We start from the raw sequence: 17,631 nt of genomic DNA on the forward strand, positions 1-17,631 counted from the left end.
TATTATTTACATTTCACTTTTTCCTGTTATAATTTACTACAATATGTATATATAGATATTGTTTAGCCAATAAGTGCGATTAAAAAATTTAAAGTGCTTTATCTTCTTATGTCCGGACAAATTCAGAAGATAAAATACTTTAGAACAAAATAAGGAGAAACAAATGAGTATGAAAAAAGCAATAAAATTTACTTTGTTGTTAAGCATAGCTATATGTATTCAATTATTTTTTATTGCTCCGATTGCAAAAGCGGAGCAAAAAACATATATGGATAACGAAGTAAGTATCAGCAAAAAAGACTTGATTATATTACTCGAAAAGATCTCAGGCAACTTGGGATCCGACATAGCGGACATAGGAAATTACGCAAATGCGGATGAAGAGTATATTAAAAGATCTGTAGAGAAATTAAAAGGACTGAATATAATAGATGAGCATGTATCATTTGCCAATCTTTATGAAAGTCCTAAAAAGGAAGAGGTCTATTACCTACTTGCAAAGTATATAGGTATTGAAGCGGCTGAGGGTAAAACAGCTTTTATTGATGACGAGAAATTACAGTCATGGTCAAGAGGCTATATAAAAGAACTTGAAAACCTTGGTGTTATTGAAGGAAAAGATAAGAGCTTTGAGCCCGGTAAAGTCTTAAACAGAGGTGAGTTAAGGGATGTAATTAAAGAGCTTTTCCTTACGGTTATCAATACCTCTCAAAATTTCAAGGCGGATGAAAACAATAAGTCAAAGGCTTTTATAGTTGTAAATGCCAATGATGCCGTTATAGAAAATATAAAAATACAGACTCCGATACTTATAAACCAAAAGGCAAGTAACGGAAGGTTAAGGATTATAAATTCAGATATAAGTAAAATCTATATTGCCGCAGGAAGCCAAAACTTTGAGGTGCAACTTTCAAACTCAAAGTTACAATCGGCAAAAAGCCTCGGTAAAAATATTTCCTATACAAATTTGGGATCTGACGGGAAGGTAGAACCTTTGCCAAATCCGGAGGAGTATAAGCCTGACGGTAGAAAACCGGTTAAGAGGATAATAAAGGGAAGTAGAAGTAACGGTTCATCAGACAGTTATTTCGGAGGCAATAATCAAAAAGAGAATAAAGCTCAAAGTGATAAAGAAACTGAAGAAAAAGTAATACCTCAAGACAAGGGTACAGCTAAGCCGGAGGAGAAAAAAGGTACAGAAAATATTGCTGAAAATAAGAAAACTCAGAGTGAAGTACTGCCCAAAGTAAATGAAGGTACTCCTAATGAAGGCAAAAAAAACAGTGCAGCGGAAAATTTGAGTGAAGACTTTATAGTACTGAATGAACATTTATATGCGGATAAAACGTTAAAATATAAAGCAGTTAATGGAGTGACTCTTGAAGACAAAGCGCTTATAGGACTTAAATTAAGCGGAGAAAACAACGGAGTAAAGCTTAATGTAAAGTGGGAAGGTGAGAGTCTTAATCAGGTAAAAAACGCTCAAAAAGGAGAATATATGCTTGCTGTAAGCAGCTTAGAGGATCTTGTAATCAATGACAAGAACTATGGCAAGGTGAAATTTATAGTTAAAATAATTATAGAATAGGTGAGTTATGAATAGAATAAGTAAAAAACTTGCCTTGTTTTGTGCCGTACTTCTTATAAATCCCTTGGTTTCTACAGCTAAGCCGGGATTTGCGGCACAAAATAACGGGGACAGAGTTTCAGAGTATGTAAAAGAGGCAGATAAAAAATTAAATTCGGCTGATACCGAAGCAAAAAAAAATGAAGACAAGCCAAAAGAGCTTAGGCTTATAATAGAGCTTGATAAGGACTCCTTGATAGAAGAAGCCATAAATAAAGATATGGACTATGATAAACTGGATGATTCCTTTATAGATGAAAAAAAGCAGGAGCTGAAAGAAGATCAGGATAAGCTTGTAAAAGATATAAAAAATGAGGACATAAAGGCGGATGTTAAGGAGGTAAGGCACTATGATACCATATTTAACGGTATATCATTAAGTGCCGATGCGACTGAAATAGAAAAAATAGAAGCGCTTCCCGGAGTAAAAAGCGTTTATGTATCACAGGAGTTTCAAAGACCTTATCTTAAGTCTTCAAACAGTATAATTGGTTCGGGATATGCGTGGAATACACTTGGCTATAAGGGCGAGGGCAGCGTTATTGCAGTAATAGACTCAGGTATAGATTACAGACATAAGGCACTTAGACTGGATGAATCGGTACATCCTATGTACACAAAGACAGATATAGAAAAGATAATAGCTGAAAACGGATTGAAAGGCTCTTATTATTCGGATAAAGTACCTTATGGCTATAATTATTATGATTTTAATAAGAACTTACGTAACAGTTACGGTGTAATGCACGGTATGCATGTATCCGGAATAGCTGCCGCAAACGATATTGAGAGCGGGACTTTCGGAGTGGCACCTAATGCACAAATACTTGCGCTTAAGGTATTTTCAGATGACCTTGAGTATCCTACAACATTTACCGATATTTGGTTGAAAGCCTTGGATGATGCTATAACATTGAAGGCCGATGTAATAAACTTAAGCCTGGGATCGGCAGCCGGATTTTCAATGGAGAACAGAGCTTATCCGGAAAATGAGGTTATAGAAAAGGCAAGAAAAGCCGGAATAGTAATTTCAGTAGCTGCCGGTAATGACGGAAATATTACTTCCGGTAATATAAATAATGTAGAGCCTTTAAAAGAAAATTATGATACCGCTTTAATTGCAAATCCTGCTGTAAATGAAGGAACTATAGCAGTTGCATCTATGGAAAATACTAAAAGGCATATGTATGTCATAAGGTGGAAGGACAGTTGGGATGCCTATGTAAATGAAGAGATGGATTTGCATAAAGGAGAAAATCCGAAAAAGATTATAAGTGCGGATATATTTGATTTAAAAAACGCTAAGCAAGAGCTTATTAAAAAAGAAAATATAGAAGGTAAGCTGGTACTCTTTGAGATTCCTACAACAAAAGACAGCTTAGGATTTGGGGATAAGCTTGAGTCAATAGCTGAATTAAAACCTGCCGCCATTGTTTTTTACAATAACAGGAGCATGGCTGAGCAAATAGGCGGAAATCTTGAAGTTCCGGGTAATGCGGGAAAGCTTACCTGTATCCGTATAAAAAGAAGTACCTATGATAAGTTAATGGAGGAATACGGTTATAATAATGATCTGAGACCTGAGATATTTACTGAAATGACGGATGTCGACAATGTAGCGGCAGGAAGTGTTTCAAAGTTTTCTTCATGGGGTCCCACTCCGGATCTTAGAATTAAACCGGAGATAACCGCTCCCGGAGGACATATATACTCAAGCGTTGAGGACGATAAGTATAAGGATATGTCCGGTACTTCCATGGCGGCTCCTCAGGTAACGGGAGCTACAGCCATACTTAAACAATATATAAAGGCAAAGAATATACAAACAGATAACAGTTCGGAATTTATAAAACTTTTACTTATGAATACCGCAACTCCTTTAAAGGATGAGGGAATATTTGAAGATATACCCTACTTTGTTAGACAGCAGGGAAGCGGTGCTCTAAATATTGAAAATGCATTAAAAACCACTGTAGTAGTAAGGGCACAAGGAACCAATGACAATATAGCCGACGGAAAGCTCGAGCTTAAAGAACTTAAGGATAAAAGGTTTGATGTTAGACTTAGTCTTGAAAATTTTGGAGACAGTACAAAAAGCTATAATATAAATTCAATTGCACTTTATGAGCCTACAGACGGTACATACAGACTGCAAAGATCTGAAATATTACATTCAAATGAGTCTAATATAAGCAGAGAGATAAGCGTGGAAGCACATTCATCCGCAAGTATAGATTTCACTATGGATTACTCGGATGCAGAAAACCTTGACGAGGATAACTTTATAGAAGGTTTTATAAGTCTTAAAGACAAAGACGGTATATCAGATCTTAATATACCTTTCCTCGGATTTTACGGAGATTGGGGCAGACAAAGAGCTATAGATGCGTTCCAGCTTCCTGAAATCGGAAGTGAAAAAAGAAACGTACAATTTTTTGTAAATAAAAATGCGGGAGTAAGCTCTTCAATGCTTGGAACAAGTATGATGCTTAAACTTCCACTGTACAATGATGAAATATATTTTTCACCGAACAGTAAGTACTATCCCGATGTGGCGACAAGAATAGCACCACTCAGAAATATGGAGCAGATAGAGTATTCGATACTTGATGCAAAGACGGAGGAAACTTTAAGAGTTTTAGGGATTTCAAAGCAGGTAAGAAAGCTTAGTAGACTTTCAGTCAATAAAAGCTTTAAGTTTATGCCGGAGTCGGTATGGGACGGAAAACTTGGCGAAGGAATTGCAGAGGACGGTGTCAGGTACATATATTGTATAAAGGCAAAGCTTAATACTAATAATGTAGGAGGAAGTGGAGAGCAGGTCTATAAATTTCCTATACGTGTGGACAGCATGGCCCCTAGTCTAAGCACCGCTAATGAAGTGCAGGTAAATGATATTGACGGCAATATGAAGGAGATAGTATTTAATGTTCATGATAAGGGCATAGGTATAGAGAATGTATATTTGCAGTCAATAAGATATGCACAAGATGATAAGGCCAATACAAGTATAAGATACGGAAAATCCTTTGTTATAAGATTTCAAGATGAACCTATGAAGGATGGAAAAGAGCTTGTAAAGGTTGAAGACGGCAAACTTAATATACCTTTAGAAGCGGTACCTGACAGTCCAACTGCAAGGGGGGAAGTATATGTTTATACCAACGGTTACAGAAATTTGGATATTGAAGTACATTGTCCGTATTTTGCGGATACTTCAGATCTTATAATAGATGCCGTTGACTATATGGATAATAAAAGCAGAACCACTCTTTCAGATGTCAGAGAAGACAATTATAATCAGATTAATTTCCTTAACTTTTTTGACTATATAAGCAATAAAAATGCAAGTGTTTATGTAAACGATATAAAACTTGATGATATGACTTACAGTTTGATAGAAAAGGAAGCGGTGATTAGGATAAAGCTGGCGGATGAAGAATCACATTTGCATAAACTTACTTTGAAACATGATAATATCGAAGAAAATATAATCTTGGATAATAAAGTAAATTCTGAAATATCAAAAAAATACAATTTCAAATATGATGAGGACAAGCTTTGTTATGAATTCACAATAAATCCTGTTGAAACAAGCTTTGATATTACAACAGTATTTAGAGACGGAAAGCCTATGCAAAATACTCATGAGAGCATGGAAGAAGCAGGTATTACAGATATTACAATTAATAATGCTACTGCGTCAAATGCAGAAAGAAAGCCATATCCTGCAGTATTCCTTAAAACACCTGAGTTTTTTGATGTACTTGGCAATACGGAAGGTGAAGAAAAGCAGATAGATGTATCAGGTTTTGTAGGATATGTGGACGAGGATGACAGCGTAGAAAGTGTGCAAATAAAGCTTGTAGATAATGACGGAAATGAACTCTCGAGTCCGATAAATATAGGAAAAGAGGATCTTGTAAAAAGCAATATTATCTATAGAAAAAAGGGAAATGTAATATATAAGGGCGAAGCGTATTCTTTTGAAAGTAAACTGAAGCTTGAAGCATTTAATGTTAATATAAAAGTTGAGGTAAGTACTAAAAACGAAAAATCGGCAAGCATGGTAAGAAGATTATTCTACGATAAGATAAATCCTTTTATTGATTATAAGGTATATGAAAGAGAGCTTGATTCCGATATGGTAAAAATAAAGGTTCGCTCACGTGATAATTCATTTAAATTAAGTCTTTATAACGGAGACTCGCTTATAGGCACTGATGATAAAACCTCAATTTCTTATATTGAAGGTAAAGACGGTAATACTACGCAGATAGTTACACAAATAGAAGTTCCGCTAAACGAGGGGCAAAACAGTATAAAAATAAGCGCCATAGATCTTGCCGGGAACAAATCTGAAAAGACCATATACATATATAGAGCAAAAAATAATTAGTAGAAGAAGGAGAGCTGTTTAGGGCTCTCTTTTCGTTTTGCACAATCTATCTTGCCATATATCGACCGAACAACTATTCCATATTGCGTGTAAAGCGTTTGAGGGTTATAATTTATGTAAAGACGGAGAAAGGAGAAATTTATAAATAACTTTTATAAATGATAGTTTAGCCATCAAAGTCCCCAATATAAAAGTTAAAATTCTAAAATTCAATTTCTATGAACGAAACCTGTCAATCTGCAGAACAGGGAATCATAGTATTCTAAATGATTATTCAATCTGAAAATCCCAAATACGATTTTTACATACAAAAATATATAAAAATACTACTTAAAGCAAAGCCCACGCAGGTTGTAGCGAGTATATAAGTTGCAGACAGATAGGTTTTTATATATTGTATAAAAACCGTCTGACTCTATGTAAAAAATCAAATAAAGTATGGTTTATAACTGTGAAGTATCAATGAAAGAAGTGTCACAGTAAAGGCTTACTAGGTAGCCGCTCATTGATACCCAACATATTGAAAAATAAAGAAAGCCATGTAAGTATAACTGTCAGGATATGAGATATATTTTGGCAGTTTTTATAGTATATGTTTATATTATTGTTTTTTGAAAAATAAATTAAGTAAAAATATTGACAAGTACGCATAAAATACGTACAGTATAAATGATATCAGGAGAAAGCGATGAAACGTAGAGATTTAATAAGAAAGCTGGAAGAGGCAGGATTTAAACTCAAACGACATGGAAAAGAACATGATATTTTTGAAAGAGGAGAAAATGAGAGTTGTATATCCAACATTGATTGAAAAGTCGGATGAAATTTACTTAGTATTTGTTCCGGATTTGATGATATATACAGAGGGCAAAGATCTGGCTGATGCTATTGAAATGGCTAGGGACGCTATAAGCTTAAAGTGTTTAAGTATTGAGGATAGCAAAAAAGAAATTCCGGGACCGTCAAATTATGAAAAGGCTATAGATTTAGCTAAAAGTATTCATGAGGGTGAAAGTTTCGATTATACAAGAGGTATAATTACAACCGTAGATGCAGACTTAACAAGATACAGAAAAAAACTGGATAAGAAAATGGTTAGGAAAAATTTGACTATACCGAGTTGGATGAATGTTGAGGCAAAACGGTTGAACTTAAATATTTCAAGAGTTTTACAAGATGCACTTGAAGAAAGGTTCCATGCATTAAATTAGTATATATTAAAAAGGTAAGCTATGTAAGTATAACTGTCAGGATGTTAGATACATTTTGACAGTTTTTATATTGGGAATATTGAATCGTCAGGGATTTATTTTAAGCTTTGACTATATTATTATAATTATATTTGATACAATATGACGATATAAGTTTTGAATGTATTTAATCTTACATAATTTACTATAGTATTAAATATTCAAGTATTTTGAAAGAAAAGAGAGTATGAGTTATAAAAACATAAGAAAAGAATGTGAAGAGTTGTGGGCAAAAAATAAATACTATGTACTGAGTAAATCACATAAGGAATATCTCGGGATAAGAGAGTACTTGAAAGGGAATGAATTGGATGTTTCATTTCTGAAAGATAAAATACAAAAAATAAAAGGCATGAATGAGAGTAGGAAAGATTTCAGTAATGCCGTTCTTCATGTGTGGGGATATTTTAAAGAGGATGCAAGTGCTGTAGAGAAGCAAGAATTATTTAATACATTAAATGAATATATGGAAGAGAGAAGCAGTCAGACAGTTGTAATTGACTATTTAAATACTTTATTAAAGAAATACCCAAATGAATATTTGGAAAACTCCACTTTCTTAACAGGAGAATAATATGAGACTATGGCATGAAAAAATTATACACTTGTTACCTAAAAATCAGCTGCTTGGACAGCATAGAGAATGTTGTGCTCTTAGGGGAAACGGTTGGAAGAAGAAACATAAAACCGTAGATTATGTGTTTTCATATCCGCCATATCTTTTATTCAGATACCATTTGTTGGTAATGGATGAGATGGAAAAAAGAGGATATAATGTTTCAGGGGAGTGGAAGGATAGAAATTACAGAGGTAAAATTGCAGAAAAATATATAGATCTTGAAGAGGAAATCATAGAAGATCCAATTTATAAAGAGCATAATATTGAATATCTGGATGAATGTATAGAGAATTTAAGAAATAAAGGTATAGAGCTTAAATTATAGAATTTATAAAATTCCTTGATACTTTTGTCGGAACATAAAATTTCGCCTATAAAAATATTCTCTTAAATATTTATACATATTTATGGTATATAATAGTGAAGACTTTACAATAACTTATTTATATGGAGGAAAAGTGAAGAAGAAGGTTTTAATAGGTATTGTTGTAGTTCTATGTATCATACTTGGAATTATATTTATATCAAGAGAAATGGATGGAATTATAGGCTCAAAAGAGAAGATTACACAGGCGCAGTTATATCAGGTTGAGGGTGATGATGTAGCGCTTGTATATAATTATTCTTTGCAAAAGGCCAAAGCAATATATAAAGACGGAGTGGTATATGTACCTCTAAATTGGACAAGAGCAATACTCAATGATAAATTTTATTACAGTGATGATGAAAAGCTTCTTTCATACGCTTTGCCTACAGAAATAGTTTATGCAAATTTTGAGAATGTGGATAATAACGGAAAGCCGCTTTTGCTTGAATCGGACGGAAAGGTTTATTTGTCTATAGAAACCATAAAGGCTTATACAGACGTATGGGTAGATTCATATACTGACAGTGAAATTAAAAAGGTGTATATCAATAATACTTTCGGTAGTTATGATGTTGCTACAATAAAGTCAAAGTCGGGACTGAGAGTGGATGCCGATAATTGGTCTGCAAGTATAGAGGGTGTGGAACTTAAGAAAGATGAAAATGTTACAATAGTTGAACAAAATGAGAAGTGGTATAAAGTTTTCACACAAAGCGGTTTGATGGGATATGTAAAGAAAAATCACTTGAAAAATTTTACACAAGCTGAAAGACAAAGTGGATTTGTAAAGCCGGAATATACTTCCATATCAATGGATGAGAAGGTTGTTCTTGGATGGCATCAGGTAACGACAGCTGCCGCAAACAGCGGTATGGAGAAGGTTGTTGCAAATACAAGTGGAATGAACGTAATATCACCGACATGGTTCAAACTTTCAGATAATAAGGGCAATTATACTTCTATAGCAAGTAAAGATTATGTAGATGCGGCACATAAAAAGAACTTACAGGTATGGCCTTTAATTGATAATTTCAGTAAGGATATCAGTACATTAAAGATATTGTCTTCTTCTGAAAACAGAAAAAATCTTATTTCAAATCTGATTGCAGATGCAAAGAAATATGGTTTTGACGGAATAAATATAGATTTTGAGTCACTCACTCAGGATAATGCACCACATTTTATTCAGTTTATAAGAGAGCTTTCTGTTTCTTGCAGAAATAATAAAATGGTGTTGAGTGTAGATGTTCCGATTCCGGCATCTTACAATATGTACTATGAAAGAGATGAGCTGGCTGAAGTTGTGGATTATGTTATAAATATGGGATACGATGAGCATTACAGCGGATCTGATGAAGGAAGCAGTGCTTCTATAGACTTTGTAAAAAATTCCATTACAGACAGCCTTACAGAAGTACCTAAGGAAAAACTTATAAATGCTGTTCCGGTATATACAAGGGTTTGGACCAAGGAAAATGATAAGGTTACATCAACCGCACTCGGAATGGTAGGAGCTGCTACATGGGTAAAGGAAAACAATGTAAATCTAACATGGGACGAGGAAGTAGGTCAGTATGTAGGGCAAACCACAGTGGGAAATGCCACCAAGTATATATGGATGGAAGATGAGCGTTCTATGAAGCTTAAAATGGATGCGGTAAAGGAAGCCGATTTGGCGGGAGTGGCAGTTTGGAAACTGGGACTTGAACCTAAAGAGATCTGGGATGTTATATCATATAAATGATAATGGATATTTAAAATAAAATGTAGTATTATACAATTGTTTACAAAACTTCAGTCATATTGATGTGGCTGATTTTTTGTGCAATTTTTGAGTAATGAAAGGGTAGTAAAGTGAAAAAGAATAGATTTGTCCCGACAGTTTTGGGGCTTACCATGTTGATGTCCTTTAATGCATATGCAGGTGCTGACGGATGGAAACAGGAAAATAATAAATGGAAATATTATAAAGAAGATAAGGCTCTAAAAGCCTGGCAGCAGATAAATAATAACTGGTATTTCTTTAATGAAGACGGAAGTTTAAAAACCGGATGGTATATGGATGCTTCAAATAATTGGTATTTTTTGGACAGCTCTAAGACGGCAAATGAGGGAGTACTGCTGTCAGGCTGGCAGTGGATAGACGGATATTGTTATTATTTTGAAGGAACAGATAATACTACATTTGGAAAAATGTATTCAAATACTGATGTCAGCGGATATAGAGTTGATGCTTTAGGAAGATGGATTAATGAAAGCGGAACAGAGTATTATGAAGCCGGTAAGGGGATAAGTACAGGTAATGCTTCACAGAGCTCATCGAATACAGCAAAGAAACAAGGTAATGCAGGTGGTTTGGGAAAAAGTAGTGGAAGCGGAGGCTTGGGCAAGGGCGAAAGCTCCGGTAAAGGTGGAAGTTCCGGTAAAAGCAGAGGCTTGGGTAGAGGCGGAAGCTTAGGAAAAGACGGCGGATCAGATAGCCTGGGCAAAGGTGAAAGCTACGATAAAAGCGCCGGATCAAATAAGGGAGAAAATACCGGAAGAAGTGATGACTTAAGCAACTTAAATCAAGGAGAAAAAAGAGAAGAAAGCAGAATATTAAGAGAATCGGAAAATGGCGGAAGTTTCAGTAGAAGTGAAGGTTCGATAAGTCAAAGAAAAGAATTAAGCCAGGATAAAGAGGATACCCAAAAGTCTAATGAGAGCCCTGTAAAGCCTGCTACATCTTCAAATGTAGAGATACCGAAAGAAGAGGAAAAAAAGGATATAGAGCCAAAGGAAAGTAAAAAGCTTGAGGCTAAAAGAAAAGAGAGTACACAGGACAGGGATGAAAAGATAAAAGAATCATTGATTACTCCGGAGAATGACAATGTTGTTCAGTATACGACTGAAGATGGTGAAATCAGAACCATTATCTGGGCAAAGGGGATTAACGGTCCTCTTATGGGAGAAGGCGGAGATTTTCATAAAGAGATTATACAAGGCGGTAAAGATACTTATATAACATATACTGTACCATATTCAAGCGGAGACGGATGGTATGATGTTAATAAAACGACAAGCGGTGGAAATATCGATATAGATAAAAATCTTTGCTTTGCGGCGGTATCATCAAATATGCTTCATTGGTGGTTTGATCAAAATATTGAATATGTTGACAGATATATAGAAAAAAACGGAGATATAATTCGTGCAAACAGAAAACTTTCAGATTTAAAAACTTCTTTTGAGAGTCAGGAAAAAAGTGAAATATTTGAACTTTATAAGGTGCTGTACGGATATAATGAGAGAGGCTTTTATTCGGATCTTTTGATGGATTTGTTCATTAACGGATATACTCCAAAAATAACGGGTGCTACTAATATAGAGAGTGACGACCTCATTCCAAGTAATAACGGTGGATTTTTCCATGATGTTTTCAAAGGGGAAAAACTTACAGAGCGTACCTATGGCGGAAACTATCAATCCTTAAGTGATCTTCTTAAAGAAATTTTTGGGAACGGCGGTATAGTAGGAGTTTCTCATAAAGTATTTAGAAAGAGTAATCATATTGTAACTCTGTGGGGTGCGGAATATGATTTGAACGGAAAGCTGAAAGCTGTATATGTCAGTGATTCTGACGATCAGGATGAAAGAAGTGTAGGTATGAAACGTTATGAAATCCGAAATGTCGGGGGAAGGGCAAAATTATCTACCAACGAGACTGATAAGTCTGCAGGTGCTGAGGTAGGCTATCTGCATATCCTATACCTTGGAACAAATCAATGGAATGATTATTTCAGATAATTACATTTGTGGTTATATTTATAATTGAAATATTCTATCTCTAATCAATACATTAACCTCAAAATGGGTGTTTGTACATATACATAAGCTTAAATACCGTAATTTCCAATCAAAAGCAAATTGTAGTTAGTAGTCAGATAGCTTTATTATAATTAGAATCAGAAAACATCAATATAAATAATTGTAATAATAGATATCTATAGTTTTTATTTAGAATAAAGTGTTGGAAAAGATAAATTATCTATTTTCAGCACTTTTTAGTATATAGTTTAAATGGGTTTGCAAGTTTATAACGTTGGGATATGCTATTTAAATAGTATAATTTTCTAGGAGGTAGTATAAAAGTGATAACAATTTATAATTTTTCAGAAGGACAAGAGGATGTCTTTTGTATCAGTATTGGAGAACAGGAAAAAACTAATCTTTTAGTTGATGGTGGAAATGGAAATATAGACTTTATAACTAAAATGGAAGAATTTGGGATTGAAGAATTGCACTATGTGCTACTTACACATATAGACCAAGATCATATAAAGGGCTTAATAAAGTTATTTAAAAACAAAGAGAATTATGAAGGCATAACAGTTATATATAATAAATTTATAAATGGAGTGATTTCATATAATCAAGCTAAACAGTTTGAAGAGTTGACGGAGCGTTTTCACAATATAGTTTCTTATAGGGAATATCAAGATAGTGAAGGAAGCATTATTTTTTTGAGTATAGGTGAAAGGGAAAAACGGGAAAAAGAAGAAGGAAAAATCTACATTACATTTTTGTCCCCTAATAAAGAAAAGGTGCAAAAATTATATGAATACTATGATTATTATAAATCTAGAAATAAGCCAAAAGCCGGTAATGGAAAAATAGTTAATCAAAGTTCTATTATATTTATATTAGAGTATAACAACTATGTTGTATTGATGACGGGAGATGGCTATATAGAAGATATAATTGAGGATATTAAGGATTTGTCTGATGACAAAAAAACAAATAATCCTATAGAAAAATTTGATATTATAAAAATTCCACATCATGGTTCTGAAGATAATAACAAGCAACTTGATGAGTTATTGAAAAGACTACCTTGCGATAAATTTATTATTACGAACAAGTTTAAAGATTTTAAACAAGGTGATGTAAGAATAAAAAAAGAATTGATAGATGTCCTTAATGGAAAAAAGGTATATAGTTCATCATATGAAGGAGAGTATAAGGATAAGGAAATATTAACGGTCATAAAAGAGAATACGATAAGATTATAGAGGTATTATAATGAATATAAATCAAAATATTGTTAGAATAAGGACAGGTACTCAAATTGGTTCGGGAATTATATATCCTTGTGAAGCCTGTAAAGAGTATAAATATAAACCATGGTATATTATATTTACAAATAGACATTTGGTAAAAGATTTGACGGATATATCCGATGAAAACAAACTTAAAAAAATGGTTGCATTTGATATTTATGATCAAACAGGGAAATTGGTGGATATGGACTTGATTTTAGATATTAGACTTTTTACCTGTCAAAATTTATCAAAAGAAGATAACAAAGAACCTGAGGGAAGTCTTAAAAACCTTGTGGGTTTAGAAGATATAGCAGCTTTTTTAATTTGTTTTGAAATTGAAATAAAAATGGACTTAGAGATTAAATTAATGTGGGATGATAAAAAATTAAATACTATTTATGTTGAAGGCTTTCCTAAAGTTTTGTATGATAATGAGATTTCATCCAAAATACAGATGCAAGGAAAATACAAAAAAGTTTTTCCTGAGAACAACAAATTCGGTATTTTTCAAATAACAGATGATTATCACTGGTACAGTAATTTTAAAGATTTAAAACTTTTTCAGGGATTTTCAGGAGGACCTGTCTATAATATGGAAGAAAACTCTCATTTTATAGTAGGGTTAAATCAATCAGTTTTAAATATTAATGAGGGCGAAAATCCGTTTAAGTTGCTATATTATTATAAAATAAAGTATGTCTTGGAATATTTGAGAGAAAAAGGGTGTATTATTTTTAGGAGGAATGAAGATCATTCGGTTAATGTGAGGTGGATATATGAAAGAAACAAAGAAAGTTAATTTACTCTTGCTTGGAGCAAGTGGTGCGGGAAAATCTTCTTTTGCGAAAACATTTTTGTTACATTCTTCTAATATAAATTCAACAAATGATGGTCAAACTACTCGCTCCAATATTATCTACGATTTGTCCCTATATGAGGAGAAGCCGTCAATTGAAATAAAGTTTTTAAATAAAGAAAATTTTGTAACGAGAATGATACGATTAAATTATGCAAATTATCTTTTGAAAATTGTAAACATGATTGATGGAAGAAATTCTATTAGTACATTAGAAGAATATCTGTTTGATAAACTTTTGGATATCCAAGATTATACGAATAATGGGGAGAATATAAAAGAAGAGGCAATGCTGATTAAAGAAAATCTTTTCAAAATTGATGAAGATTGGGAGAAAAATATAGAAAGGTATGGTAAAATTTGTGATCTGGTTGAAGAAAAGATTAAAAAAGAGCTTGCTTGTAATGATAAAAACAAAGAACAAAATAAAATACCTGATTTTATTAAAGGGAAGGCGAGTTGTTTAAATGAAACATTATCAAAGGTAGAGGGTTTTTTCGATATTAAAGAGTTTGAATGTTTCTTTGACGAATTTGTATCTAAGGATATTTTTTCAAAAGAAAGTATAGAGATCCTTGTTGAAGATGATGAAACTTTTTATGGTTATTTTGGAAAGTATTACAGAGAAGTTTATGAAAAAATCATACAGATTTTAAGGGATATGAATATAGTTAAAGGGAAATATTATAGTTGGAAAACATCTTTAAACGACAAAGAGAAAAGTTCGGAAATTGTAACATACTGCTTGCAGGTCAAAGATAAGAAGTCACTGACAGGACTTGTAGATTATGTGCATATAAAAGACAGTATTTCTAATGAGTATTCATTTATTATGGATGATTTGGGTATTTCAAATTTAAAATTATTCGACACCTATGGGTTAGATCATGCCGGTTGGGACGGAGACAAAGGTAAGATACTAACAGATGTCTTATATGACCTTCAGGAAAAGAAAATATTGTATTTTAATTCTGATTTGGCAGTAGTGTATATTAAAAAAATGGATTCAGGAAAACCTACAGAATTGAAGTCAATAATTCCACAAATCTACAAGATGATACCACAGTCACCAATTTACTGTGTTTTTAACGGTTTGGATATTTTTTTAGGTAATGAAATTGATACTTTCACTGATATGGATTATTTAAGTGAAAGGCAGAAAAAACCAAAAGCTATTGAATATATTGCAGATAAAGATGGGGATAAAAAGTATAGATTGAAAAATGACATTAAAAAGATAGTTGGGGAAAATAATAAATTTTTAGACTATTTATATGAAACTTTGAAAAATAATATAGTTACTTTTTGTTCTAATGATTTAGTTTTAAAAGAAAAGTTTAATATATTGATTCATAACAGAAAAGAGATATATAAATTGCTTATTTCAATCTGTATGAAAGAATACTCCAGCCTGAATATTATTCCGAAAAAATTGATTGGAAAAATAGATAAGGGATCATACGATGAAGAAATTAAAAAAATTATGAGGGATATATTTAAAAATGCTTCAAAAACAAACTGGGATTCTGAACATCATATGACAAGAGAAGCTAACTATGGTAGAATTTATAGAGGAGAAAAACTAGGCTATCATGGCACTTATCAACATAAATGGAATCAGCTTTTTCATCAAGGATATGTAAAGACTGTTACACAGATGGAGAGTAATTTTCTGGGAGTTGAAGATGTAAATTATGCCTATGCAATAGATGCTTGCATTAAAAATATGGAGGAACTATTTTTAGGACCGGCATATCAATTGGCTAATAAAGAGTTTTCAAATGAATATGAAGAAAAGAAGAGATTCAGAAATCTTATTGAAAAAATGTATGAAAGGGGCATAAATAAGGTCTATCATTATAATCCACTCCTAAGTGAAAATAAAGGAGAAAATAAAGAAGAAAATAAAGAAAATAAAGTTAAAATTCAAGTTCAATACTTAAATAATGTTTGTAACTTTTTAAGTGGATACGACTTGATAGAAAAAGAATTGCTAGAGCATTTTAAAAAATGTTTGAAAAAAGTTATAGGGCAAGAAAACAAAGAGAAATCAGAAAATCTTATAAAAGTTAACTATGAGTTTTACTATCAGCTAGAAAAGCTAAAACATGATTTTAAAACAAAATATGAAGAAGTTGAACTAAGTGATTTATATGATTTATTAAACTATTACAATCAAAATACTGAAAATTAGTTCTCATTGGTTTGAGTTTGGGCAAATTAGGGAGTCAGTATACAAGTATGTTATACCAAAACAACCAAGTTCTCTACTTCAATAGAATTTGATGATATGTTAAATAATGGGTTGTTTTACTACCCATTATTTATAATCATACAATAAAAGGTCTTAAATCTTCCACAAACTTTAATGTGAAAGACTTAAGACTTTTTTACTTTGAAGATAAAATATATTTTATATTATCCTCTTTATATTATTTGCCAGTATTTCGTCAAGCTCAGGTGAGAATTGTCCGTTTGAAATTAAAACATCAATATCCCTGAAGTCTGTAAGTTTAAAAAAACCACCGGCTTCTTCTTTTGTGTTGTCACAAAGAAGTACAGTCGTGTTAGCATTTTCTATCATGCTTTTTTTAACAAGTCCCTGAGAATCATCACCCTCAAATATGCCCTTGGTATTAATGGCTTTACATGAAATGATCGCAAGCTCCGCATTGAAATTTTTAATAAAGCTTGAAGCAAATTCTCCAACTATGGACAAACTTTTATGTTTTAATACACCGGGACATAGAAAACATTTCAAATCCTGTGCATTTGAAAGTTCATTTGCGATATTGATACCATTGGTTATGATAGTGATATTATGCCTTAATTTAAGCAAAGGGGCCAACTGACAGACTGTTGATGATGAGTCCAAAAATATTACCATACCGTCTTTTAAAAGCGGTGCTGTTTTGCCGGCGATAATCTGTTTTTTATCCAGATTTTCTATTCTTCTCATACCGATAGGACTTTCATTAGCTGATTTCTCAATCACAGATACATAGCCGTGAGATCTCTTTACAATGCCTTCTTCTTCAAGTGCAATCAAATCTCTTCTTATAGTAGAGCGTGAAGCAAAAACTCTATGACATAAGCCGTCTATACTTGATATACCGTTGCTCTTATTTAAAACATCAAGTATCTGTTGTTTTCTTCCATTCGAATCCATAAATAATCCTCTTACTTTTATTTTACAGTAACTTCCGTTAAGCAAATATAGGAGTTACCGACAGGTTTGAACAAAAAAATTCATACATGAACATTATAGCATAAAATAAAAAAAAGTATTCAAGAATTTATTCATATATATATTTTTATTATTAAATGTGTTATATTGTATTCACTGAAAAACATTTTCGGCAATGCTTCGTAGATATGAAAATAAAAACAAAAAACAAGAGAAAAGCTTTGGATTTTTTTGGGGGTTGTAGC

The 17,631-nt window shown here is 32.8% G+C and carries 12 protein-coding genes; 11 read left to right on the forward strand and 1 reads right to left on the reverse strand.

Features of this window, described 5'->3' with window-relative positions; all coding sequences use genetic code 11:
• The first annotated feature begins 163 nt into the window (after positions 1 to 163).
• The 11 genes from HMPREF1140_RS10740 (at position 164) to HMPREF1140_RS10790 (ending at position 16,393) form a co-directional block, all read left to right on the forward strand.
• On the forward strand, positions 164 to 1,588 hold the full coding sequence (locus HMPREF1140_RS10740) for an S-layer homology domain-containing protein (protein ID WP_009663892.1): 1,425 nt from the start codon (positions 164 to 166) through the stop codon (positions 1,586 to 1,588).
• A 7-nt stretch (positions 1,589 to 1,595) separates the two neighbouring features.
• On the forward strand, positions 1,596 to 6,026 hold the full coding sequence (locus HMPREF1140_RS10745) for a S8 family serine peptidase (RefSeq protein WP_009663887.1): 4,431 nt from the start codon (positions 1,596 to 1,598) through the stop codon (positions 6,024 to 6,026).
• A 688-nt stretch (positions 6,027 to 6,714) separates the two neighbouring features.
• The gene (locus HMPREF1140_RS13865) at positions 6,715 to 6,837 is read left to right on the forward strand and encodes a hypothetical protein (protein ID WP_009663879.1); all 123 of its coding nucleotides are present in this window, start codon (positions 6,715 to 6,717) and stop codon (positions 6,835 to 6,837) included.
• A complete protein-coding gene (locus tag HMPREF1140_RS10755; RefSeq protein WP_009663836.1) occupies positions 6,809 to 7,237 on the forward strand; it encodes a type II toxin-antitoxin system HicB family antitoxin in 429 nt (142 codons plus the stop codon). The genes HMPREF1140_RS13865 and HMPREF1140_RS10755 overlap by 29 nt, the downstream gene beginning before the upstream one ends.
• 226 nt (positions 7,238 to 7,463) lie before the next feature.
• A complete protein-coding gene (locus tag HMPREF1140_RS10760) occupies positions 7,464 to 7,850 on the forward strand; it encodes a YbgA family protein (protein WP_009663840.1) in 387 nt (128 codons plus the stop codon).
• Position 7,851: 1 nt separating this feature from the next.
• On the forward strand, positions 7,852 to 8,220 hold the full coding sequence (locus tag HMPREF1140_RS10765) for a TIGR02328 family protein (protein WP_009663878.1): 369 nt from the start codon (positions 7,852 to 7,854) through the stop codon (positions 8,218 to 8,220).
• A gap of 133 nt (positions 8,221 to 8,353) precedes the next feature.
• Complete coding sequence (locus HMPREF1140_RS10770) at positions 8,354 to 10,006, forward strand: glycosyl hydrolase family 18 protein (RefSeq protein ID WP_009663842.1); 1,653 nt, start codon at positions 8,354 to 8,356, stop codon at positions 10,004 to 10,006.
• Between the two features lie 152 nt (positions 10,007 to 10,158).
• Positions 10,159 to 12,048 carry an IdeS/Mac family cysteine endopeptidase gene (locus HMPREF1140_RS10775; protein ID WP_009663903.1) on the forward strand — a complete coding sequence of 630 codons (1,890 nt, stop codon included), beginning with the start codon at positions 10,159 to 10,161 and terminating at the stop codon, positions 12,046 to 12,048.
• Between the two features lie 344 nt (positions 12,049 to 12,392).
• Positions 12,393 to 13,313 carry an MBL fold metallo-hydrolase gene (locus HMPREF1140_RS10780; RefSeq protein ID WP_009663940.1) on the forward strand — a complete coding sequence of 307 codons (921 nt, stop codon included), beginning with the start codon at positions 12,393 to 12,395 and terminating at the stop codon, positions 13,311 to 13,313.
• A gap of 10 nt (positions 13,314 to 13,323) precedes the next feature.
• A complete protein-coding gene (locus HMPREF1140_RS10785; protein WP_009663857.1) occupies positions 13,324 to 14,142 on the forward strand; it encodes a hypothetical protein in 819 nt (272 codons plus the stop codon).
• The gene (locus tag HMPREF1140_RS10790) at positions 14,120 to 16,393 is read left to right on the forward strand and encodes a hypothetical protein (protein WP_009663894.1); all 2,274 of its coding nucleotides are present in this window, start codon (positions 14,120 to 14,122) and stop codon (positions 16,391 to 16,393) included. The genes HMPREF1140_RS10785 and HMPREF1140_RS10790 overlap by 23 nt, the downstream gene beginning before the upstream one ends.
• A 219-nt stretch (positions 16,394 to 16,612) precedes the next feature.
• On the opposite strand, the gene HMPREF1140_RS10795 is transcribed toward HMPREF1140_RS10790, so the two are convergent.
• A complete protein-coding gene (locus tag HMPREF1140_RS10795) occupies positions 16,613 to 17,368 on the reverse strand; it encodes a DeoR/GlpR family DNA-binding transcription regulator (protein ID WP_009663839.1) in 756 nt (251 codons plus the stop codon).
• Between the last annotated feature and the right edge of the window lie 263 nt (positions 17,369 to 17,631).

The sequence above is a fragment of the Lachnoanaerobaculum sp. ICM7 genome (assembly GCF_000287675.1).
GTDB lineage: Bacteria > Bacillota > Clostridia > Lachnospirales > Lachnospiraceae > Lachnoanaerobaculum.

What these genes read in the sequence shown, in the direction of transcription:
- HMPREF1140_RS10760 (WP_009663840.1), top strand. Translation starts at nt 7,464, where the DNA reads ATGAGTTATAAAAACATAAGAAAAGAATGTGAAGAGTTGTGGGCAAAA.
- HMPREF1140_RS13865 (WP_009663879.1), top strand. Translation starts at nt 6,715, where the DNA reads ATGAAACGTAGAGATTTAATAAGAAAGCTGGAAGAGGCAGGATTTAAA.
- HMPREF1140_RS10795 (WP_009663839.1), bottom strand. Translation starts at nt 17,368, where the DNA reads ATGGATTCGAATGGAAGAAAACAACAGATACTTGATGTTTTAAATAAG.
- HMPREF1140_RS10765 (WP_009663878.1), top strand. Translation starts at nt 7,852, where the DNA reads ATGAGACTATGGCATGAAAAAATTATACACTTGTTACCTAAAAATCAG.
- HMPREF1140_RS10790 (WP_009663894.1), top strand. Translation starts at nt 14,120, where the DNA reads ATGAAAGAAACAAAGAAAGTTAATTTACTCTTGCTTGGAGCAAGTGGT.
- HMPREF1140_RS10775 (WP_009663903.1), top strand. Translation starts at nt 10,159, where the DNA reads ATGTTGATGTCCTTTAATGCATATGCAGGTGCTGACGGATGGAAACAG.
- HMPREF1140_RS10740 (WP_009663892.1), top strand. Translation starts at nt 164, where the DNA reads ATGAGTATGAAAAAAGCAATAAAATTTACTTTGTTGTTAAGCATAGCT.
- HMPREF1140_RS10745 (WP_009663887.1), top strand. Translation starts at nt 1,596, where the DNA reads ATGAATAGAATAAGTAAAAAACTTGCCTTGTTTTGTGCCGTACTTCTT.
- HMPREF1140_RS10755 (WP_009663836.1), top strand. Translation starts at nt 6,809, where the DNA reads ATGAGAGTTGTATATCCAACATTGATTGAAAAGTCGGATGAAATTTAC.
- HMPREF1140_RS10785 (WP_009663857.1), top strand. Translation starts at nt 13,324, where the DNA reads ATGAATATAAATCAAAATATTGTTAGAATAAGGACAGGTACTCAAATT.